The sequence below is a fragment of the Streptomyces sp. CC208A genome, from assembly GCF_030010625.1.
Taxonomy (GTDB): Bacteria; Actinomycetota; Actinomycetes; order Streptomycetales; family Streptomycetaceae; genus Streptomyces.
In genome coordinates, this window is the sequence record NZ_JASCXN010000002.1 from 102,337 (window position 1) to 120,451 (window position 18,115).

At 75.0% G+C, this 18,115-nt stretch carries 16 protein-coding genes; 9 read left to right on the forward strand and 7 right to left on the reverse strand.

Annotated features, from left to right (window positions below; translation table 11 throughout):
- Positions 1-34 precede the first annotated feature (34 nt).
- On the forward strand, positions 35-880 hold the full coding sequence (locus tag QK442_RS02720) for a fused MFS/spermidine synthase (RefSeq protein WP_282692141.1): 846 nt from the start codon (positions 35-37) through the stop codon (positions 878-880).
- Here the strand turns inward: QK442_RS02720 and QK442_RS02725 are convergent.
- Both QK442_RS02725 and QK442_RS02730 read right to left on the reverse strand, forming a co-directional pair.
- Positions 842-2,167 carry an MFS transporter gene (locus QK442_RS02725; protein ID WP_282692142.1) on the reverse strand — a complete coding sequence of 442 codons (1,326 nt, stop codon included), beginning with the start codon at positions 2,165-2,167 and terminating at the stop codon, positions 842-844. The two genes, QK442_RS02720 and QK442_RS02725, sit on opposite strands and share 39 nt — an antisense overlap.
- A gap of 87 nt (positions 2,168-2,254) precedes the next feature.
- The gene (locus QK442_RS02730; RefSeq protein WP_282692143.1) at positions 2,255-3,373 is read right to left on the reverse strand and encodes a hypothetical protein; all 1,119 of its coding nucleotides are present in this window, start codon (positions 3,371-3,373) and stop codon (positions 2,255-2,257) included.
- A 154-nt stretch (positions 3,374-3,527) separates the two neighbouring features.
- Between QK442_RS02730 and QK442_RS02735 the strand changes: the two genes are divergently transcribed.
- Complete coding sequence (locus QK442_RS02735; RefSeq protein ID WP_282692144.1) at positions 3,528-3,989, forward strand: DUF4442 domain-containing protein; 462 nt, start codon at positions 3,528-3,530, stop codon at positions 3,987-3,989.
- Positions 3,990-4,132: 143 nt separating this feature from the next.
- Complete coding sequence (locus QK442_RS02740; protein ID WP_282692145.1) at positions 4,133-4,789, forward strand: DedA family protein; 657 nt, start codon at positions 4,133-4,135, stop codon at positions 4,787-4,789.
- A gap of 93 nt (positions 4,790-4,882) precedes the next feature.
- Here QK442_RS02740 and QK442_RS02745 read toward each other — a convergent pair whose 3' ends face one another.
- On the reverse strand, positions 4,883-5,410 hold the full coding sequence (locus QK442_RS02745) for a gamma carbonic anhydrase family protein (protein WP_282692146.1): 528 nt from the start codon (positions 5,408-5,410) through the stop codon (positions 4,883-4,885).
- Between the two features lie 148 nt (positions 5,411-5,558).
- On the opposite strand from QK442_RS02745, the gene QK442_RS02750 reads away from it, so the two are divergent.
- Positions 5,559-6,368: an acyltransferase gene (locus QK442_RS02750; protein ID WP_282692147.1), complete on the forward strand. Its 810-nt coding sequence runs from the start codon at positions 5,559-5,561 to the stop codon at positions 6,366-6,368.
- Here QK442_RS02750 and QK442_RS02755 read toward each other — a convergent pair.
- Entirely contained in the window at positions 6,352-7,215 is an 864-nt protein-coding gene (locus tag QK442_RS02755) for a DMT family transporter (protein WP_282692148.1), read from the reverse strand. The two genes, QK442_RS02750 and QK442_RS02755, sit on opposite strands and share 17 nt — an antisense overlap.
- Positions 7,216-7,341: 126 nt before the next feature.
- Between QK442_RS02755 and QK442_RS02760 the strand changes: the two genes are divergently transcribed.
- A complete protein-coding gene (locus QK442_RS02760; protein WP_282692149.1) occupies positions 7,342-7,914 on the forward strand; it encodes an XRE family transcriptional regulator in 573 nt (190 codons plus the stop codon).
- Positions 7,915-7,945: 31 nt separating this feature from the next.
- Here the strand turns inward: QK442_RS02760 and QK442_RS02765 are convergent, their stop codons facing one another.
- The 3 genes from QK442_RS02765 to QK442_RS02775 all read right to left on the reverse strand — a co-directional run bounded on the left by QK442_RS02765 (position 7,946) and on the right by QK442_RS02775 (position 11,497).
- A complete protein-coding gene (locus tag QK442_RS02765) occupies positions 7,946-8,386 on the reverse strand; it encodes a CoA-binding protein (RefSeq protein ID WP_282692150.1) in 441 nt (146 codons plus the stop codon).
- A gap of 115 nt (positions 8,387-8,501) precedes the next feature.
- The gene (locus tag QK442_RS02770) at positions 8,502-9,995 is read right to left on the reverse strand and encodes a carboxylesterase family protein (protein WP_282692151.1); all 1,494 of its coding nucleotides are present in this window, start codon (positions 9,993-9,995) and stop codon (positions 8,502-8,504) included.
- A complete protein-coding gene (locus QK442_RS02775; RefSeq protein WP_282692450.1) occupies positions 9,992-11,497 on the reverse strand; it encodes a long-chain fatty acid--CoA ligase in 1,506 nt (501 codons plus the stop codon). Before QK442_RS02775 ends, QK442_RS02770 begins: the two co-directional genes overlap by 4 nt.
- A gap of 216 nt (positions 11,498-11,713) precedes the next feature.
- Here QK442_RS02775 and QK442_RS02780 point away from each other — a divergent pair, with 216 nt between their 5' ends.
- The 4 genes from QK442_RS02780 (at position 11,714) to QK442_RS02795 (ending at position 18,109) form a co-directional block, all read left to right on the forward strand.
- Positions 11,714-13,078 (forward strand): helix-turn-helix domain-containing protein, encoded by a 1,365-nt coding sequence (locus QK442_RS02780; RefSeq protein WP_282692152.1) that lies wholly within the window; start codon positions 11,714-11,716, stop codon positions 13,076-13,078.
- Between the two features lie 9 nt (positions 13,079-13,087).
- Entirely contained in the window at positions 13,088-13,714 is a 627-nt protein-coding gene (locus tag QK442_RS02785) for a YigZ family protein (RefSeq protein ID WP_282692153.1), read from the forward strand.
- Between the two features lie 166 nt (positions 13,715-13,880).
- Complete coding sequence (locus QK442_RS02790) at positions 13,881-15,053, forward strand: exonuclease SbcCD subunit D (RefSeq protein WP_282692154.1); 1,173 nt, start codon at positions 13,881-13,883, stop codon at positions 15,051-15,053.
- Positions 15,050-18,109 carry an SMC family ATPase gene (locus QK442_RS02795; protein WP_282692155.1) on the forward strand — a complete coding sequence of 1,020 codons (3,060 nt, stop codon included), beginning with the start codon at positions 15,050-15,052 and terminating at the stop codon, positions 18,107-18,109. Before QK442_RS02790 ends, QK442_RS02795 begins: the two co-directional genes overlap by 4 nt.
- Positions 18,110-18,115: the final 6 nt, after the last annotated feature.

The following is an 18,115-nucleotide window of genomic DNA, read 5'->3' on the forward strand; positions in this document are numbered from 1 at the left end:
CGGGAGCACCCTCCGCGGGCCGCACAATGAAGGGGTGAACGAGCAGATCCCCGTCCTGCGCGAGGTCGACCACGGCACCGCGCGTCTCATGCCCGACGTGGACCGGGAGCGGGCCTGGCTCCTCACGGTCGACGGCGCGCCGCAGTCGTACGTCGACCTCGACGCCCCCGGCCACCTGGAGTTCGAGTACGCCCGCCGGCTCGGGCACGTCGTCGACGGCGCCGCCGCCGACGGGGCGCCGCTGGACGTGCTGCACCTCGGCGGCGGGGCGCTCTCGCTGCCCCGGTACGTCTCCGCCACCCGGCCCGGTTCGCGCCAGGACGTCGTCGAGGCCGACGCCGGACTCGTCGCCCTGGTCGCCGAGCACCTGCCGCTGCCGGAGGGCCCCGGGATCACCGTGCACACGGCGGACGCGCGCGCGTGGCTCGAAGCGGCCCCCGCCGCCTCGGCCGACCTGATCGTCGGCGACGTCTTCGGCGGCTCGCGGGTCCCCGCGCACCTCACCTCCGTCGCGTACGCCCGCGAACTCCGGCGCGTCCTGCGCCCCGGCGGGATCTACGCGGCCAACCTGGCCGACGGCGCGCCCTTCGCCTTCCTCCGCTCCCAGCTCGCCACCTTCGCCGCCGTCTTCCCCGAGCTGGCGCTGCTCGCCGAACCGGCGATGCTGCGCGGCCGGCGGTTCGGGAACGCGATCCTGGTCGCCTCCGACGAGCCCCTCGACGTCCCCGGCCTCACCCGTCGCGCCGCCGGGGACGCCTTCCCCGCGCGCGTGGAGCACGGGGAGGCGCTGGCCCGGTTCACCGGCGACGCCGCTCCGGTCGACGACGCCGGGGCCGTGGGGTCACCCGCTCCCCCGGAGGGTGCCTTCGGCATCGGCTGACGGCCCCTGCGCGGGCACCGCGCCGCCGCCCGCGGCGACCGCCTCCGCGTCCTGCGCGCGCCGCGTCAGGTTCCGTACGTCCGGGACGAGCAGGACGAGTGCGGTGACCACGGTCATCAGGGCCGCCGCGCCCCACAGCGAGGCCGTCCGGCCGAAGGCCGTCTCGGCCGGGCCCGCGAGGGCGGTCGACAGCGGCAGCAGCGCGGTCGAGCCGAACCAGTCGTAGGCGGAGACCCGGGACAGCTTCTCCTCCGGTATCTCCTGGTGCATCGTCGTCATCCAGGAGACGCCGAAGACCTCCATCGCCACACCGCTGACGAACATCACCAGGGTCAGCCCGGCGGGATGCAGCGGCACGGCGAGCGCCGCCGAGGGCAGCGCGATCGGGAAGACGCCGAGCGTGCCGGCGAGGAGCATCCGGCGCGGCTTCCACCGGGTCATCAGGAAGGCGCCGGCGACCGTGCCCACGCCGTAGCCGGCGAGCGCGATGCCCCAGGGGCGCGCGCCGCCGAGCTCGTCCCGGGCGACCAGCGGCCCGTACACCGACTCCACCGCGCCGATGAGCGCGACGACGACCGAGAACTGGGCGACGATCGACCACAGCCACGGTCGGCCGATGAACTCCTGCCAGCCCTCGCGCAGATCGGAGAGGAGCCCGCCGCCGGGCTTGCGGTCCGGGATGCCGCTGACGTCGAGGAAGGCCCGCAGCGCGCCCGCCACGGCGAACGCGGCCGCGTCGACGGCGAGGACCCAGCCGGGGCCGACGAAGGCGACGAGCGCCCCGCCGAGCGCGGCGCCGCCGATGGCCGCGCCGTGCATCGCCATCCGGTAGAAGGCGAAGGCACGGCTCGCCTGCTCGCCCGTGACGGTGGCCATGAGCATGCCCTCGGCGGCCGGGTTGAAGAAGGCCTGCCCGGTGCCGCAGAGCCCGGTGAGCACCATCATCTGCCAGAGCTCGGCCGTGCCGGAGAGCACCAGCGCGGCGAAGACCGCCTGCGAGACGAAGTTGAGCGCGTTGGCCGCGACCATCACCCGGTGCCGGGGTATCCGGTCCGCCACCGCGCCGCCGACGAGCAGGAACAGGACCAGCGGCAGGAAGCGCGCCATCGCCACGAGACCCACGTCGCCCGTGTCGCCACCGGCCGCGAAGACGGCCCAGACGGTGGCGATCAGGGCACCGTTGGCACCGAGGCTGGTCACGACGGTGGCGGCGGTGAGCAGCACGTAGTTGCGCCCGGCCCATGCGGGGCGGCGGGTGCTGCGCGGGGAGGCGGAGGGTTTCGTCACCCCGGGACTATCCCCGCCGCCGCCCCCGCCTGCCAAACCGATTACCGGACGGATCGTCAGGGCAGGAGGGGGGGGCGGGGAAGCCGGTCAGGACTGCTTGGTGAGCCGGACCGTGGAGAGGATCTTCCGCATCGTCGCGTCCGAGAGCTCGTCCTTCACGCCGTCGGCCGCGTAGAGCACGAAGGTCGCGTAGTCGTTCTCGGCGTTGAAGAAGGTGAAGGCGAGCGACTTGCCGTCGGTCTCGCACTTGTTGCGCTTCGTCACGTTCGGGGCGGTGGCCGTGGCCATGCTGCCCTTGAGGCCGGACGCCGTCGTGTAGGGGGTGGCCGCGCTGATCTTGATGCTCTTCTCCGGCATGTGCTGGGCGAACGCGCCCCACACCCAGATGCCGGCCTGGCCGCGCGCGGCGGAGGCGGTGTCCTTCGCGCCCTTGTTGCCCTTGGTGCCCGCGGAGGCGAGGCCCCAGGTCTCCGGGCTGCCGTCCTTGTCCTCGTCGTAGGTGCACCACTTGCTCTTGAGGTCGGCGGGCCCTGACATCATGACGAGGGGGCTGCCGTCGCCCTTCTTGGCGTCCTCGAAGCCCGTGCTCGTGGTCGGCTTCGCGACCTCCCACTCCGGCGGGACGTCGAAGAGGGTGCCGTACCTGGGGTTGTGGACGACCTTCCAGCCGGGGATCGTCGGCTCGAACGCGGTGTCGCCGCGCGGGTTGTCGTCGTCGGACTCGCCGGTGGGGCCGTCGGACGGTGCGTCCGTCTCCGTGGAGGGCGTGCCGGAGGCCGGGGCCGAGGAGCTCGTGGCCGGCTTGTCGGCGACGTCCTTCTTGTCGCCCTTGTCGTCGTTCTTGCCGTTCAGGGCGACGAAGGTGGTCACGCCCGCCGCGACGACCACCGCGGCGGCGGCCACGACCGCGATGAGCGTCGTCCGGTTCCGGCCGCCCCCGCCGGAGCCCTGCGGCGGGGGCGGACCGGGCACCTGGTACTGCGGCACGGTCGGCTGCTGGTACGGGTTCGGCTGCGCGTATCCCTGTGCGGGGTACCCGCCCTGCTGCGGATGCCCCTGCTGGGGGTACGACGGCTGCTGCGGGAACGCCGGCTGCGTCGGCTGCTGGTACGGGTTCGGCTGCTGGTACCCCGGCTGCTGGTACGGGTTCTGACTCTGGTCCTGCGGGTTCTGCTCGCCCCCGGGCGGCTGCTGTCCTGGCCACATGGGCCGTAACGATAGAGGGGCGGCGTGGACCGGGCCACGCCCGGGGCGCGGGGCGGCCGGAGGCCTCCGGCCGGAGAGGCGTGACCAGGGGCATGGCCGGAGGCGTGACCGCAGGCATGGCCAAGGCTCCTACTCGTGGGTAACATCACGGCACATGAGCGCAGATCAGATGTCCGTCGGCGAGATGCTCGCCGCCACGGTTCCCATGGCCAAGACCCTCGACCTGGAGTTCCTGGAGACCACCGCGGAGCGCGCCGTCGTGCGCCTGCCGGACCAGGCCGCCTACCACAACCACCTGGGCGGCCCGCACGCCGGCGCCATGTTCACCCTCGCCGAGTCCGCCAGCGGCGCCATCGTGATCGCCGCCTTCGGCGCCCAGCTCGGCCGGGCCGTACCGCTCGCCGTCAGCGCCGAGATCGCGTACAAGAAGCTCGCCATGGGCGTCGTCACCGCCACCGCCACCCTCGGCCGCCCCGTCGCCGAGGTCGTCGCCGAGCTCGACGCCGGGCAGCGCCCCGAGTTCCCGGTCCGCATCGACATCACCCGTGAGGACGGCGCCGTCACCGGCGAGATGACCGTTCTGTGGACCCTGAGGCCCAACGACTCCGGCAAGTGACCCGCTTCCTCCCTCCGGCCGGGGGCGGCCGTCGAAACCCGTTCGACGCGAACGGGTAGGCTGCCCCGGCGTGCCCGACGCGGGGCACGCCACCGACGCGGTCCGCGACCGGGACCGCGTCCGCCCGACGGGAGGAACCCGCGTTGCACGTCCAGGAGTGGCTGGAGACGATCCCGGCCGTCGCCATCTACGCGCTGGTGGGGGTGGTGATCGGCCTGGAGAGCCTCGGCATCCCGCTCCCCGGCGAGATCGTCCTCGTCAGCTCGGCCCTGCTCGCCTCGCAGCACGGGGACATCAACCCGTACGTGCTCGGCACCTGCGCCACCGCCGGGGCGATCATCGGCGACTCGATCGGGTACGCGATCGGCCGCAGGGGCGGCCGTCCGCTGCTCGCCTGGCTCGGCGGCAAGTTCCCCAAGCACTTCAGCGAGGCGAACATCGCCCTCGCCGAACGCTCCTTCCAGAAGTGGGGCATGTGGGCGGTCTTCTTCGGCCGCTTCATCGCCCTCCTGCGGATCTTCGCAGGCCCGCTCGCGGGCGTCCTGAAGATGCCGTACTGGAAGTTCCTCATCGCCAACGTCTTCGGCGGCATCCTGTGGGCGGGCGGCACCACCGCCGTCATCTACTCGGTCGGCATCGTCGCCGAGGCATGGCTGAAGCGCTTCTCCTGGCTGGGTCTGGTCCTCGCCGTCCTGGTCGGTCTCGCCTCGATGCTCATCATCAAGAACCGCGCCAAGAAGGCGGCCGCGGCGGCCGAGCCGCACCCGGCGGCACCGCGGGAGCCGGTCGCGGTGGACTGAGCGCGCGGACCGACGGCTTCGGACACGTGACGGAGGGCGGCACCCGGACCCGTTCCGGCTGCCGCCCTCCGTCGTGCTCCCCGGGGCCGGCGGTCAGTCGCCGTACGCCTCGGCGTGGACCTTGGCCAGGTGGAGGTACATCTCGGCGTTCAGCCGGATGCCCGCCCGCTCCTCCTCCGTCAGCGGGCGGCGGACCTTCGCGGGGACACCGGCGACCAGCGAACCGGGCGGGACCTCCATGCCCTGCGGCACGAGCGCCTGCGCCGCGACGAGCGAGCCCGCGCCGATCCGGGCCCCGTTGAGCACGGTCGCGCCCATGCCGACGAGCACGTCGTCCTCGATGACACAGCCGTGCACGGTCGCGTTGTGCCCGACCGTCACCCGGTCGCCGATCGAGACGGGGAAACCGGGGTCCACGTGGACGGTGCAGTTGTCCTGGATGTTGGAGTCCTCGCCGACGACGATGGGGCCGCAGTCGGCGCGCAGCACCGCGTGGTACCAGACGCCGGCGCGGGCGCCGAGCGTCACCTCGCCGAGTACCACCGAGGTCGGCGCCGTGAAGGCGGTCGGGTCGACATTCGGTTCCCTGCCGCCGACGGCCTTGATCAACGCCTCTGCCATGGGGTCACTCCTGAGGGTCCGTACGGCTCGTGCGGCCGTGGGGGTGTCGCGCCTTCCGGTTGTCCTCCGCACCCTAATGCCGTGCCCATGACGGACATCACAGGGGACCGCACCGATCCGCCCCCACACCGCCGACTACGGTGGCGGGGTGCCCAGAAACGGAAACACGTTCTCATCCCTCGCCGCCTGGCGGCGCCGGGTCGTCGCCCACGCCCTCCAGGGCGGCTGGCGCTGGGCGCAGCAGGCGGGCGCGGTCACCGCGGAGCACCCGGGGAAGCTGCGGTTCCGGCGGCTCGGCGCGGGCACCCGGCTGGCCTTTCCGCAGGGCACGGTCTTCGGCGAGCGGTGGATCGAGATCGGCGAGTGCTGCATCATCGCCGAGCAGGTCACCCTGACCGCCGGGATGCTGCCGGGGCTCGATCTCGGCACGGAGACCGTCCTCACCCTGGGGAACGGCGTCGTGCTCGGCCGCGGCAGCCACGTCATCGCCGACACGACGATCACCATCGGCTCGGACACCTACTGCGGGCCGTACGTCTACATCACCTCGACCAACCACAGCTACGACGACCCGCACGAGCCCATCGGCCGCCAGTGGCCGCGCTCCGAGCCGGTCTCGATCGGCCCCGGCTGCTGGCTCGGCACGGGGGCGGTGATCCTGCCGGGCGCGCGGATCGGCCGCAACGTGGTGGTGGCGGCGGGTGCGGTGGTACGCGGCGAGGTGCCGGACCACTCGGTGGTGGCGGGCGCTCCGGCCAGGGTCGTACGGCGCTGGGACCCGGAGCGCGGCTGGCAGCCGCCCCTGCGCACCCCGGCCCCCCGGCCGATCCCCGAGGACGTCACGCCGGAGCAGCTGGCGGCGCTCGCGGCCTGGGAGGTCGAACAGGCGGAGGCGGGGGAGCGGGCGGAGACGGAGAAGGGCACGGAGGCCGAGCCGTCCGTCAGCCGCTCGCGATGAGGAGCGTGCCGACGAGCGCGAGGCCCGCGCCGGCCGCCTGGATCGCGCGCAGCCGCTCACGGAGCACGCCGAAGGCGGCGAGCGCGGTCACGACCGGGTAGAGGCTGGCGAGCACGGCGGCCACGAGGACCGGGCCGCGCTGCGCGGCGATGGCGTAGGTGCCGTTCGCGGCGACGTCGGCGAGTCCCACGAAGGCGAGGGCCGGGAGCGCGCCCCGGATCGCCCGGAACCCCTCCTCGGGCAGCGCCCGGCCGCCGCGCCGCACGGAGAGGTACAGGGCGCCGCCGCCCACGGCCACGTTGGTGACGCGCTGGACGAAGAGGGCGAGGAAGAGGCCGGTGAGGGTGGTGGACGCCTCGGCGATGAGCACCATGACGGCGCCGAACCCGAAGGCGGCGAAGAGCGTGAGGACGATCGCCTGCCGCTGGACGGGCGCCCCGCGCAGCTCCGGGCCGCCCGCGAGGACGATGCCGAGGACCGCCGCGACGATGCCGCCGACCTGGAACAGGCCGGGCCGGTCGCCGAGGACCAGGCCGACGGTGACGGGGACGGCCACGCCGAGCGAGCCGAGCGGGGAGACCACGCCCATCGGGCCGAGCGCGAGCGCCTTGTAGAAGGCGAGCATGGCGGCCGGGCCGACGACGCCGGCGGCGACCGCGTACCAGAGGCCGGGCCCGGCCTCGGTCCAGGCGGAGGTGGCGAGGACGACCGCGCCGAGGACGAGGACCGCGAGGACCTGGGAGACCACGACGACGGTGAGGGCCGGGATGCGCCGGGTGAGCAGGCCGCCCCCGAAGTCGGCGAAGCCCCACAGGAGGGCGGTGGCCAGGGCGAACAGGGCGGTCATGGAGTCCTCGCAGGCGGGCACGGGCGGAACGGGCGGTAACGGGGCAGTACAGTGCAGTGCACAGTGGGGTCCACCCCACCGTAGTGCAGCCTATTGGACTCTGTCATCCAGGATATTGGACGGAATGTGTCGGACCTCGACCAGCTGACCCAGTCGCTCGCCCGTAACCTGAAGCGCTGGCGCAACGAGCGGGGCTTCACCCTGGACGCGCTCGCCGCCCGCTCCGGGGTCAGCCGCGGCATGATCATTCAGATCGAGCAGGCCAGGACCAACCCGAGCGTCGGCACCACCGTGAAGCTGGCCGACGCCCTCGGCGTCTCCATCACCACGCTCCTCGACTACGAGCAGGGCTCCCACGTCCGGCTCGTCCCGCCGGAGCAGGCCGTCCGCATGTGGTCCACCCCCGCCGGCAGCCACACCACCCTGCTCGTCGGCACCGAGGCCCGCGGCCCCCTCGAACTCTGGTCCTGGTCGCTGATGCCGGGCGAGGGCAGCGCCTCCGACCCGCACCCGCAGGGCACCACGGAGCTCCTCCACGTCGTCGCCGGCGTGCTCACCCTGGTCGTCGACGGCGTCGAGCACACCGTCCCCGCCGGGACCTCCGCCGTCTTCGAGGCCGCGGCCCCGCACACGTACCGCAACGACGGCGAGGAGCCGGTCGAGATGACCATGGCCGTCTCGGTCCCGCCCGCCCGCTGAAGGCCCCGTCCGCCGCCACGGCGGCCGGGGCTCAGCCCAGGCGCGGGATCTCGATGGCGGGGCAGCGGTCCATCACCATGTCCAGGCCCGCCTCCGTCGTACGGGCGTACGCGGCCTCGTCGACGACGCCGAGCTGGAACCAGACCGCCTTCGCGCCGACCTCCCGGGCCTCGTCGGCGACCGCCCCGGCCAGGTCGCTGTTGACGAAGACGTCCACCACGTCGACGGGGAAGGGGATGTCGGCGAGCGAGGCGTACCCCGGCTCCCCGTGCACCGTCTCCGCCTTCGGGTGCACCGGCACGATCCGCTTGCCGAAGCGCTGGAGGACGGCCGCCACCCCGTACGCGGCACGCGCCCGGTTCGTGGAGAGGCCCACGATCGCCCAGGTGTCGCCCGTTCCCGTCAGGATCCGGCGGACGGTCTCCTCCTCGGACCGCCCGGTCGCCGCGATGGTCGTGGTGTCGACGCTCATCCTGGTGCCTTCCTTCGTCGCCTGCGGCCCGTACGGCCTCTTCCCCGTTACGAACCCGCCACGCCCCGCGATCCTTCCCGCATCGGAGGAGAACCGGGCGCGAACGACGGCCGGATCAGACCTCCCAGGCGCGCCGCTCGTCCTCCCGAGGGGCCAGGACCAGGGACGGACGGCCGGGACCGAAGGCCATCACAGGGCGTTCCGCGTCCCACGCCCGCCACCCGGGATCGCCCTCCGCCGCGAAGGCCACCCAGGCCGCGTGCATCGCCGCCGCCAGATCGCGCGGAGCGTCCGGACCCGTCATCGCCTCCGCCTCCGGCGTGTCCAGGGTGTCGAAGACGAACCCGAGCTCCAGCGCGTGGCAGGCGCCGAGGCCGAGCACCGGCGACGGCCAGCCGAACTCGTACAGGTACGTGCGTCCCGCCGCCCCCGACCGCAGCCGCGCGTCGGCGATCCGGTTGAGCGGCACCCGCAGCAGCTTGTCGGTGGCGAGCGCCCCCAGGACCTCGCCGGGCCGCGCCTGCGGCCGGTTGGCCCGGTAGACCCGGGCGGTACGCGACGGCACCCGCGTCCTCCACAGCGCCGCCCGCAGCATCAGCGGCGACAGCCGCTCCACGAGCCCGTTCGGCACGAACCAGAGCCGGTACTCCTCCGTCGTCGTCCCCAGCAGCAGGTCCACCCCGGCGGACTCCCCGGCCGCAAGCGCCTCCGCCGGATCGCGCGGCAGCACCTCGCCGTCCACCACGATCCGGAACGCGTGCCCGCCGCCCGTCAGCGGCGAGCCCTTCGCCGTCACCTCCGTCTGCGCCGTGAGCAGCCGCTCCCGGTCCACGGCCGCGAACGCCTCCGCCGTCGCCGGGACCCCCAGCCGCCGGGCCACCGCCTCCGTCGTCCGCCGCGCCCGCCCGAGCGGCACCGCCATCGGCGCCCCGCTCTGGACCACGGCCCGCCGGAAGAGCCCGCGCGCGAGCGGCGAGGCGAGCAGCGCCGCGATCGAGATCGCGCCCGCCGACTCCCCGAAGACCGTCACCCGCTCCGGATCGCCGCCGAAGGCCGCGACGTTCTCCCGCACCCATCGGAGCGCGGCGATCTGGTCGCGCAGGCCGAGATCGGCGGGCGCGTCGGGGAAGACCCCGAACCCCTCGATCCCCAGCCGGTAGTTGACGGAGACGAGGACCACGCCGTCGCGCGCGAACGCGGTCCCGTCGTAGACGGGCACGGCGTTCGAACCGTGGAGGAGCGAGCCCCCGTGGATCCACACCATCACCGGCCGGCCGGCGCCGTCCGGACCGGCGGCCGGACCCGAAGGACCCCAGGGCGCCCAGATGTTGACGTTCAGGCAGTCGTCGCCGTCGACCGCAGGGTCCGGCAACAGCGCGTCCAGCGGCGGCGCGTAGGGCCGCTTCGGCGCGGTCGGACCGAACTCCGTCGCCTTCCGCACCCCCTCCCACGGCTCCACCGGCTCCGGCGCCCGGAACCGCAGCTCCCCGAACGGCGCCCGCGCGTACGGCACACCGAGGAAGCCGGCCACCCCCTCCCGTACGCGCACACCGCGCACCCGCCCGGCGACGAGGGCGGCCTCGGGCGCATCTGCTTTCCGCTCCGTCACGGCCGCGCCCCTTCCGCGACGGGTGCCACCAGGGCGCGCTTGAGGACCTTGCCCGTCGGACCGAGGGGCAGCGCGTCGACGAAACGGACGACGCGCGGGTACTTGTGGCGGCCGAGCCGTTCCCGCGCCCAGTCGACGAGTGCGTCCTCCGTCACGGGGACGGCGCCGTCCCGGCGTACCACCACCGCGCACACCTCCTCGCCCTTCGCCTCGTCGGGCACGCCGATCACGGCGACCTCGGAGACCGCGGGGTGACGGACCAGGACCTCCTCGACCTCGCGCGGATAGATGTTGAAACCGCCCCGGATGACCAGGTCCTTCTTCCGGTCCACGATCCGCAGGAAACCGTCCTCGTCCCGCGCGCCCAGATCGCCCGTGCGGAACCAGCCGTCCACGACCGCGGCGGCCGTCGCCTCCGGATCGTCGAGGTAGCCGGCGAACACGTTGTGCCCCCGCACCACCACCTCGCCGACCTCGCCGTCCGGCAGCAGCCGGACCTCGCCGTCGAGCGCCGCGTCGGCCACCGCGACCTCGACGCCCCAGACCGGGTGCCCCACCGTGCCCGGGCGGCGCCCGAGGTGCGGCTGGTTGAACGTCGCCACCGGCGAGGTCTCCGTCAGTCCGTACCCCTCCAGGACCGGCGTCCGGAAGGTCTCCTCGAAGCGCTCAAGGACGGCGAGCGGCAGCGCCGCCCCGCCGGAGACCGCCGCCCGCAGAGCCCCGGGCCGCCGCTCCGAGACGGCCGCCGCCTCCACCAGGGCGTGGTACATCGTCGGCACGCCCATGAACACCGTGACGCCCTCGTCGGCGAGCGCCTCCAGGGCCGCGGGCCCGCTGAACCTGGGCATCAGGACCAGCGTCGCGCCCTGCCGCAGCGTCCCGTTCATCGCGCACGTCTGCCCGTAGCTGTGGAACAGCGGCAGACAGCCGAGGACGACGTCGTCCGCGCCGAGACCGAGCAGGTCCTGCGAGGTCACGGCCGCGTTCATGACGATGTTGAGGTGGGTCAGACGGGCGCCCTTGGGGCGCCCCGTGGTGCCGCTCGTGTAGAGGATCACCGCCGTGTCCGACGGCTCGGCCGGCTCCGCGGCGGCCAGCGGCTCCGGTGCCGACGGCGCACCCCGGAAGGCCCGTACGCCGGCCGCCCGCGCCGCCTCCTCGGCGACCTCCCACAGCGGGCCGCCGCTCACGATCGCGACCGCGCCGCTGTGCTCCAGGACGAAACGGACCTCGTCGGCGACGAGCAGCGCGTGCACCGGGACGACGGTGGCGCCGACGGCGAGCGCCCCGTAGTAGACGCGCAGGAACTCGGCGGTGTTGGGCAGCAGCACCGCCACCCGGTCGCCCGGCTTCACCCCCGCCTCCCGCAGCCCGGCGGCGCAGCGCAGCGCCGCGTCCCACAGCTCGCGGTAGGTGGACCGGCCCGCGCCCTCGACGACGGCGATCCGGTCGGGGAAGTGGCGGGCGGACTCGCCCAGCACGCCGGCGACGCTCAGTGACATGACACGCTCCAGGGACATGGTGGTGACCGCGGTGCCGACCTTCCGTGACACGACCTTCCGTGACACCGCCTTCCGTGACATGGCACAGAATCGTCCGTGGAGACGGCGCGACACCATGTGCAGACGCCCACCATGTACGCCCTCGGCCTGGGCACCGGCCCCTCGGCCGCCGCCGGGGCGTGGCAATCGCCAAAGAGCGGCGCTACGGTGCGAGCCATGACGCCAAGCCCGCCCGGCGCCCCCCACCCCTCGTCCCAGCCCCCGCCGGACCGCTCCTCCGCCGCGCTGCGCCGCTCCCTCGCCGCCGCGCTGCTCGCCGACGTCGACCGGCTCACCGACCGGGCCGTCGACGACATCCGCGCCCACTCCGGCACCTACGCCTCCGGCGACCCCGTCACCCGCCAGGACCTGTGGGCGGTCTGCCGCGACAACATGCTGCGCGCCCTGGAGGACTTCGGCGGCCTCGCCCCGACCGTCGGCGACTTCGAGGGCGCGGCCCGCGAGACCGGCCGCCGCCGCGCCGAACAGGGCGTCCCGCTGGACACCGTCCTCCAGGCGTACCGGCGCGGCGGGCGGGTCCTGTGGCAGGTCATGGCCGAGCACCTGCGCGGCCGGGCCGGCCGCGCAGCGGACAGCCGCGACCTGGAGCTCGACGTCGCCGGCGCCGTCTGGGAGACCATCGACCGCTACTCCGTCGCGATGGCCGACGCGTACCGCCTCGCCCAGCTGGAGCTCCAGAACCGGCAGGACACCCGCCGCGCCGCGCTCTTCGAGGCGCTGCTCGACGGCCGCGCCGACGACCCCGCCGTCGCGTCCGCCGCGGCCGCCGCCCTGGGGGTGCCCGCCCAGGACCGGTACGTCGTCGTGGTCGCCACCCAGGACCCGGCGGCCCCGCCCCACCCCGCGCCCGTCCTCGAGGCCCAGGGGCTGTGGTCGTTCTGGCACCCGCGCTCCGGGCGGTACGCCGGCATCGTCCGCCTCCCGCGCCGTGACACGTCCGCCGGCCGGACCCCGCCGCCCGGCGCCCGGCCCGACCCGGCCCTGCTCCGGCTCCTCGACGCGCTGCGCGAACGCACCGGCGCCACCGCCGGCGTCTCGCCCGAGTTCGCCCGCCTCTCCCAGGCCGGCCGCGCCCTCCGGCTCGCCGAGCAGACCCTCCGTACCCTCCCCGCCGGAAGCGGTGAGGCCGCCGTCTTCGACGCCCGCCTCACCGAGGTCCTGCTCAGCGGCCGCCCCGACATCGCCGAGCGGATCGTCACCGTCCACCTCGGCCCCGTCCTCGCCACCGGCGGCGAACGCACCGCGCTCCTGACCACCCTCCGCGTCTGGCTCGACCAGGGCTGCTCCGCCTCCCGCGCCGCCGAACTCCTCTACTGCCACCGCAACACCGTGCTCAACCGCATCGGCCGCGTCGCCGAACTCACCGGCCGCTCCAGCGAGTCCGGCGAGGCGCGCCTCGGCTGGGCACTCGCCCTGCGCGCCCTCCCGTACGCCGGTATCCCCGACGCACCCGGTTCCTCCCGGGCCGTGGCGGAGCCGGCCGGCCCGGGCGGCGCGGAGCGCGAGGCGCCCGGCGCGTAGGCTGGCCGAATGCAGGAGCAGTACCGCACGCCGGCACGCGAGGGTGTCCACGAGACCGAGATCAACCGTTCGCGTTTCCTCTGCGCGCTCGCACCGGTCGCCGACGAACGCGAGGCGCAGGAGTTCGTGGCGCGGATCCGCCGGGAACATCCGACGGCCACCCACAACTGCTACGCCTACGTGCTCGGCGCCGATGCCTCCGTCCAGAAGGCGAGCGACGACGGAGAACCCGGCGGCACCGCCGGCGTCCCCATGCTCCAGATGCTGCTGCGCCGCGACATGCGGTACGTCGTCGCCGTCGTCACCCGCTACTACGGGGGCGTCAAACTCGGCGCGGGCGGCCTCATCCGCGCCTACGGCGGGGTCGTCGGCGAAGCCCTCGACGCGCTCGGCACCATCACCCGGCAGCGGTACCGGCTCGCCACCGTCACCGTCGACCACCAGCGGGCCGGAAAGCTGGAGAACGACCTGCGGTCCACCGGCCGCGCCGTGCGGGAGGTGCGGTACGCCGACGCCGTCACCATCGAGATCGGCCTCCCGGACGCCGACGTGCCCGCCTTCCGCACCTGGCTCGCCGACGCGACGGCCGGCACGGCCACCGTGGAACTCGGCGGCGAGGCGTACGGCGACGCCTGACACGGGTCCGCCGGGGTAGCGTGGTGGACGCGCCGGATCCACAATCCGAGGCGGACCTCCTGGATCCAAAATCCAGGATCCAGGATCCGAGATCCAGGATTTTGGATCCAGAATTTCGAGAAGCAGGGACGAGGGGCGGCACGCGCATGCGGGGTGGGGCGACGACGTGAGGTTCCTGCACACCTCGGACTGGCACCTCGGTCGATCCTTCCACCGCGTCGGCCTGCTCAAGGCCCAGGCCGCCTTCCTCGACCACCTCGTCGCCACCGTGCGCGACCGCGAGGTGGACGCCGTCCTCGTCGCAGGCGACGTGTACGACCGTGCCGTGCCGCCGCTCCCCGCCGTCGAGCTCTTCGACCGCGCCCTGCACCGCCTCGCCGAGGCCGGCGTGCCCACCGTCATGATCTCCGGCAACCACGACTCCGCCCGCCGACTCGGCGTCGGCGCCGGACTCCTCGGCCGCGCCGGCATCCACCTGCGGACCGACCCGGCCGGCATCGGCACCCCCGTCGTCCTCACCGACGCCCACGGCGAGGTCGCCCTCTACGGCCTGCCGTACCTGGAGCCCGCCCTCGTACGGGAACAGCTCGGCGCGGCGAGGTCCGGTCACGAGGCAGTGCTCGGCGCCGCCATGGACCGGGTCAGGGAGGACCTCGCGGCCCGGCCCCCCGGCACCCGCTCCGTCGTCCTCGCGCACGCCTTCGTCGCCGGCGGCGCGCCCAGCGACAGCGAGCGCGACATCACCGTCGGCGGCGTCGCCGCCGTCCCCGCCGGCGTCTTCGACGGCGTCGACTACGTGGCCCTCGGCCATCTGCACGGCGCCCAGACCCTCACCCCGCGCGTCCGGTACTCCGGCTCGCCGCTCGCCTACTCCTTCTCCGAGGCCGACCACCGCAAGACCATGTGGCTGATCGACCTCGGCGCGGACGGCGAGGTCACCGCCGCCGAGCGCGTCGACTGCCCGGTGCCCCGCCCCCTCGCCCGGCTCAGGGGCCGCCTCGACGACCTGCTCGCCGACCCGGCGCACGACCGGCACCGGGACTCCTGGGTCGAGGCCACCCTCACCGACGCCGTACGGCCGCACGACCCCATGGCCCGGCTCGCCGAACGCTTCCCGCACACCCTCAGCCTCGTCTTCGAGCCCGAGCGTGCCGACACCGACTCCCTCGCCTCCTACGCCCAGCGCCTCCGGGGCCGCAGCGACCGGCAGATCGCCGAGGACTTCGTGGCCCACGTCCGCGGCGACGGACTCGACACGGCGGAACGGGCCGTCCTGTACGGCGCCTTCGACGACGTCCGCGTCGACGCCGCCACCACCGAGCGCGAGGGGGGCCGATGAGGCTGCACCGCCTGGAGATCACCGCCTTCGGCCCCTTCGGGACCACCCAGACCATCGACTTCGACGCCCTGTCCTCCGCCGGACTCTTCCTCCTCCACGGCCCCACCGGCGCCGGCAAGACCTCCGTCCTCGACGCCGTCTGCTTCGCCCTGTACGGGAGCGTGCCCGGCGCCCGCCAGGCCCCCGGCACCACCCTCCGCAGCGACCACGCCCCGGCCGGCACCCCCACCGAGGTGCTGCTCGACCTGACCGTCGGCGGCCGCCGCCTGGAGATCACGCGCAAGCCCGCCCAGCCCCGCCCCAAGAAGCGCGGCGGCGGCTTCACCACCGAGAAGGCGCAGAGCACGCTGCGCGAGTACGACCCCGCCACGCGCGCGTGGACCGGGCTCAGCAGGTCCCACCAGGAGATCGGCGAGGAGGTCACCCAGCTCCTCGGGATGAGCCGCGACCAGTTCTGCCAGGTCGTCCTCCTCCCGCAGGGCGACTTCGCCCGCTTCCTGCGCGCCGACGCCGAGGCCCGCGGCAAGCTCCTCGGCCGCCTCTTCGACACCCGCCGCTTCGCCGCCGTCGAGGAACGCCTCGCCGAACTGCGCCGCCTCGCCGCCCACCAGGTCGAGGAGGGCGACACCCGGCTCCTCGCCCTCGCCCACCGCATGGCCCAGGCCGCCGAAGGACTGCCCGCCGCCCGCACCCCCGTCGACGGCAGGCCCGGCGAACCCGGCCTCGCCGACACCGTCCTCGGCTGGGGTGCCGTCGCCCGCACCGAGGCCCGCGAGGCCGTCGACATCGCCGCCGTACGCCTCGCCGCCGCCGAGCACGCCGAGGCCCGTGCCCGCGCCGCCGCCGGGCACGCCCGGGACCTCGCCGCCCGCCAGGCCCGCCACGCCGAGGCGCTGCGCCGCCGCGAGGCGCTCACCGCCAGGATCCCCGAACGCGACCGTGACCGGCGCGCCCTCGACCTCGCCCTCGCGGCCGAGCGGGTCGCCCCCGCCCTCGCCCTGCGCCGGGAGGCCGAACGCGAGCACGCCGACGCCCTCGCCGCCCGCGACGCCGCCCGCTCCCCGCTGCCCCCCGACCTCGCCGACGCCCCGGCCGAACAGCTCTCCGCCCTGGGGGACCGGCTCCGTGAGGAGCTCGGCGGACTCGCCGCCGCCCGCCGCGCCGAGCACCGCGCCGCCGAACTCGCCGAGGAACACGCCCTCCTGGAGCGTGAGGCCCGCGCCGACGAGGAGGCCCTCCAGGAGGCGGCCGGCTGGCTCGCCGACTGGGAACGCCGCCGTGCCGAGCTCAAGGAGCGCGTCGACACCGCGCAGGACGCCGCCGCCCGCGCCGAACAGCTCGCCGGACGGCTCGAACCCCTCCGCCTCCGGCTCGCCGCCGCCCGCCGCCGCGACACCCTCGCCCGGACCCTCGCCGAGGCCGAGGAGCGGTACGCGGCCGCCCGCGAGCACCGCAACGCCACCCACGAGACCTGGCTCGACCTCAAGTCCCGCCGGCTGCGCGGCATCGCCGCCGAACTCGCCGCCACCCTCACCGACGGAGACCCCTGCCAGGTCTGCGGCTCCACCAGCCACCCCGCGCCCACCCCCACCACCGCCGACCACGTCGACCGGGCCGCGGAGGAGGCCGCCTACGCCCGCTACACGGAGGCCGACGAGACCGCCCGCGCCGCCGAACGCGAACGCGTCGCCACCCGCGAGGCGCTCGCCGCGGCCCGCGAGGAGGTGCGCTCCCTGGCCCCGTCAGGGACGCAGCACGATGAGTCGAACCATGAGCCCACCGTCGCCGAACTCGTCGAGGAGACCGAGGAGCTGACCGCCCGTCACGCCGAGGCGCACGCCCTCGCCGCCCGCAGCCACCCGGCCCGCGAGGCGCTGGCGCGCGCCGAGCGCGAGCACGAGGAGCGGGCCGCCGCCCGACAGGAGGCGGAACGGCGCGTCGCCGCCCGCACCTCGCACCGCGAAGCCCTCGACCGGCAGCGGGCCGCGCTCGCCGAGGAACTGGCCCGGGGGCGCGGCGCGTTCGCCACCGTGGCCGAACACGCCGACCGCCTGGAACGGCGCATCGCCCTCCTGACCGAGGCCGCCGGAGCCGCCCGCGCCGAGGAGACCGCCGTCGACCGCCTCAAGAAGGCCGACTCCCAACTCGCCGACGCCGCCTACAAGGCAGGGTTCTCCACCCCCGCCGAGGCCGCCGCCGCCCTCCTCGACGAACACGGGCGCCGCACCCTCCGCGACCGTCTCGACGCCTGGCAGGCAGAGGCCGCCGCCGTCGCCGACCGGCTCGCCGAACCCGGCGTCGAGGAGGCCGCCGCGCTCCCGCCCGCCGACCCGGCCGGGGCCGAGGCCGCCCACGAGGCCGCGGAGCGGGCCCTGCGGGCCGCCACGGCCGGACTCGCCGCCGCCCGCGAGCGCGCCGCGGGACTCGCCGGCCTCGCCCGCCAGGCCGAGGCCGAGGTACGGCGCCTGGGGCCGCTGCGTACCGCCCACGACCGGGTCGCACGGCTCGCCGGACTCACCGCCGGCACCTCCACGGAGAACGAACGCCGGATGCGCCTGGAGTCGTACGTCCTCGCCGCCCGGCTCGAACAGGTCGCCGCGGCCGCCTCCGCCCGCCTCCGGCGCATGTCCTCCGGCCGCTACACCCTCGTCCACTCCGACGCGCGGGCCGGCGGAGTCCGGCGCAGCGGCCTCGGCCTGCACGTCGTCGACGCCTGGACCGGCCACACCCGCGACACCGCCACCCTCTCGGGCGGCGAGACCTTCTTCGCCTCGCTCGCCCTCGCCCTCGGCCTCGCCGACGTCGTCACCGACGAGGCCGGCGGCGTCCGCCTCGACACCCTCTTCATCGACGAGGGCTTCGGCAGCCTCGACGACCAGACCCTCGACGAGGTCCTCGACGTCCTGGACTCGCTGCGCGAACGGGACCGGAGCGTGGGCATCGTCAGCCACGTCGCCGACCTGCGCCGCCGGATCCCGGCCCAGCTGGAGGTCACCAAGTCCCGCCACGGCTCGGCCGTCCGCCTCCGCGCGGGCGGCGACGGACTCGGCGACTGACGGACC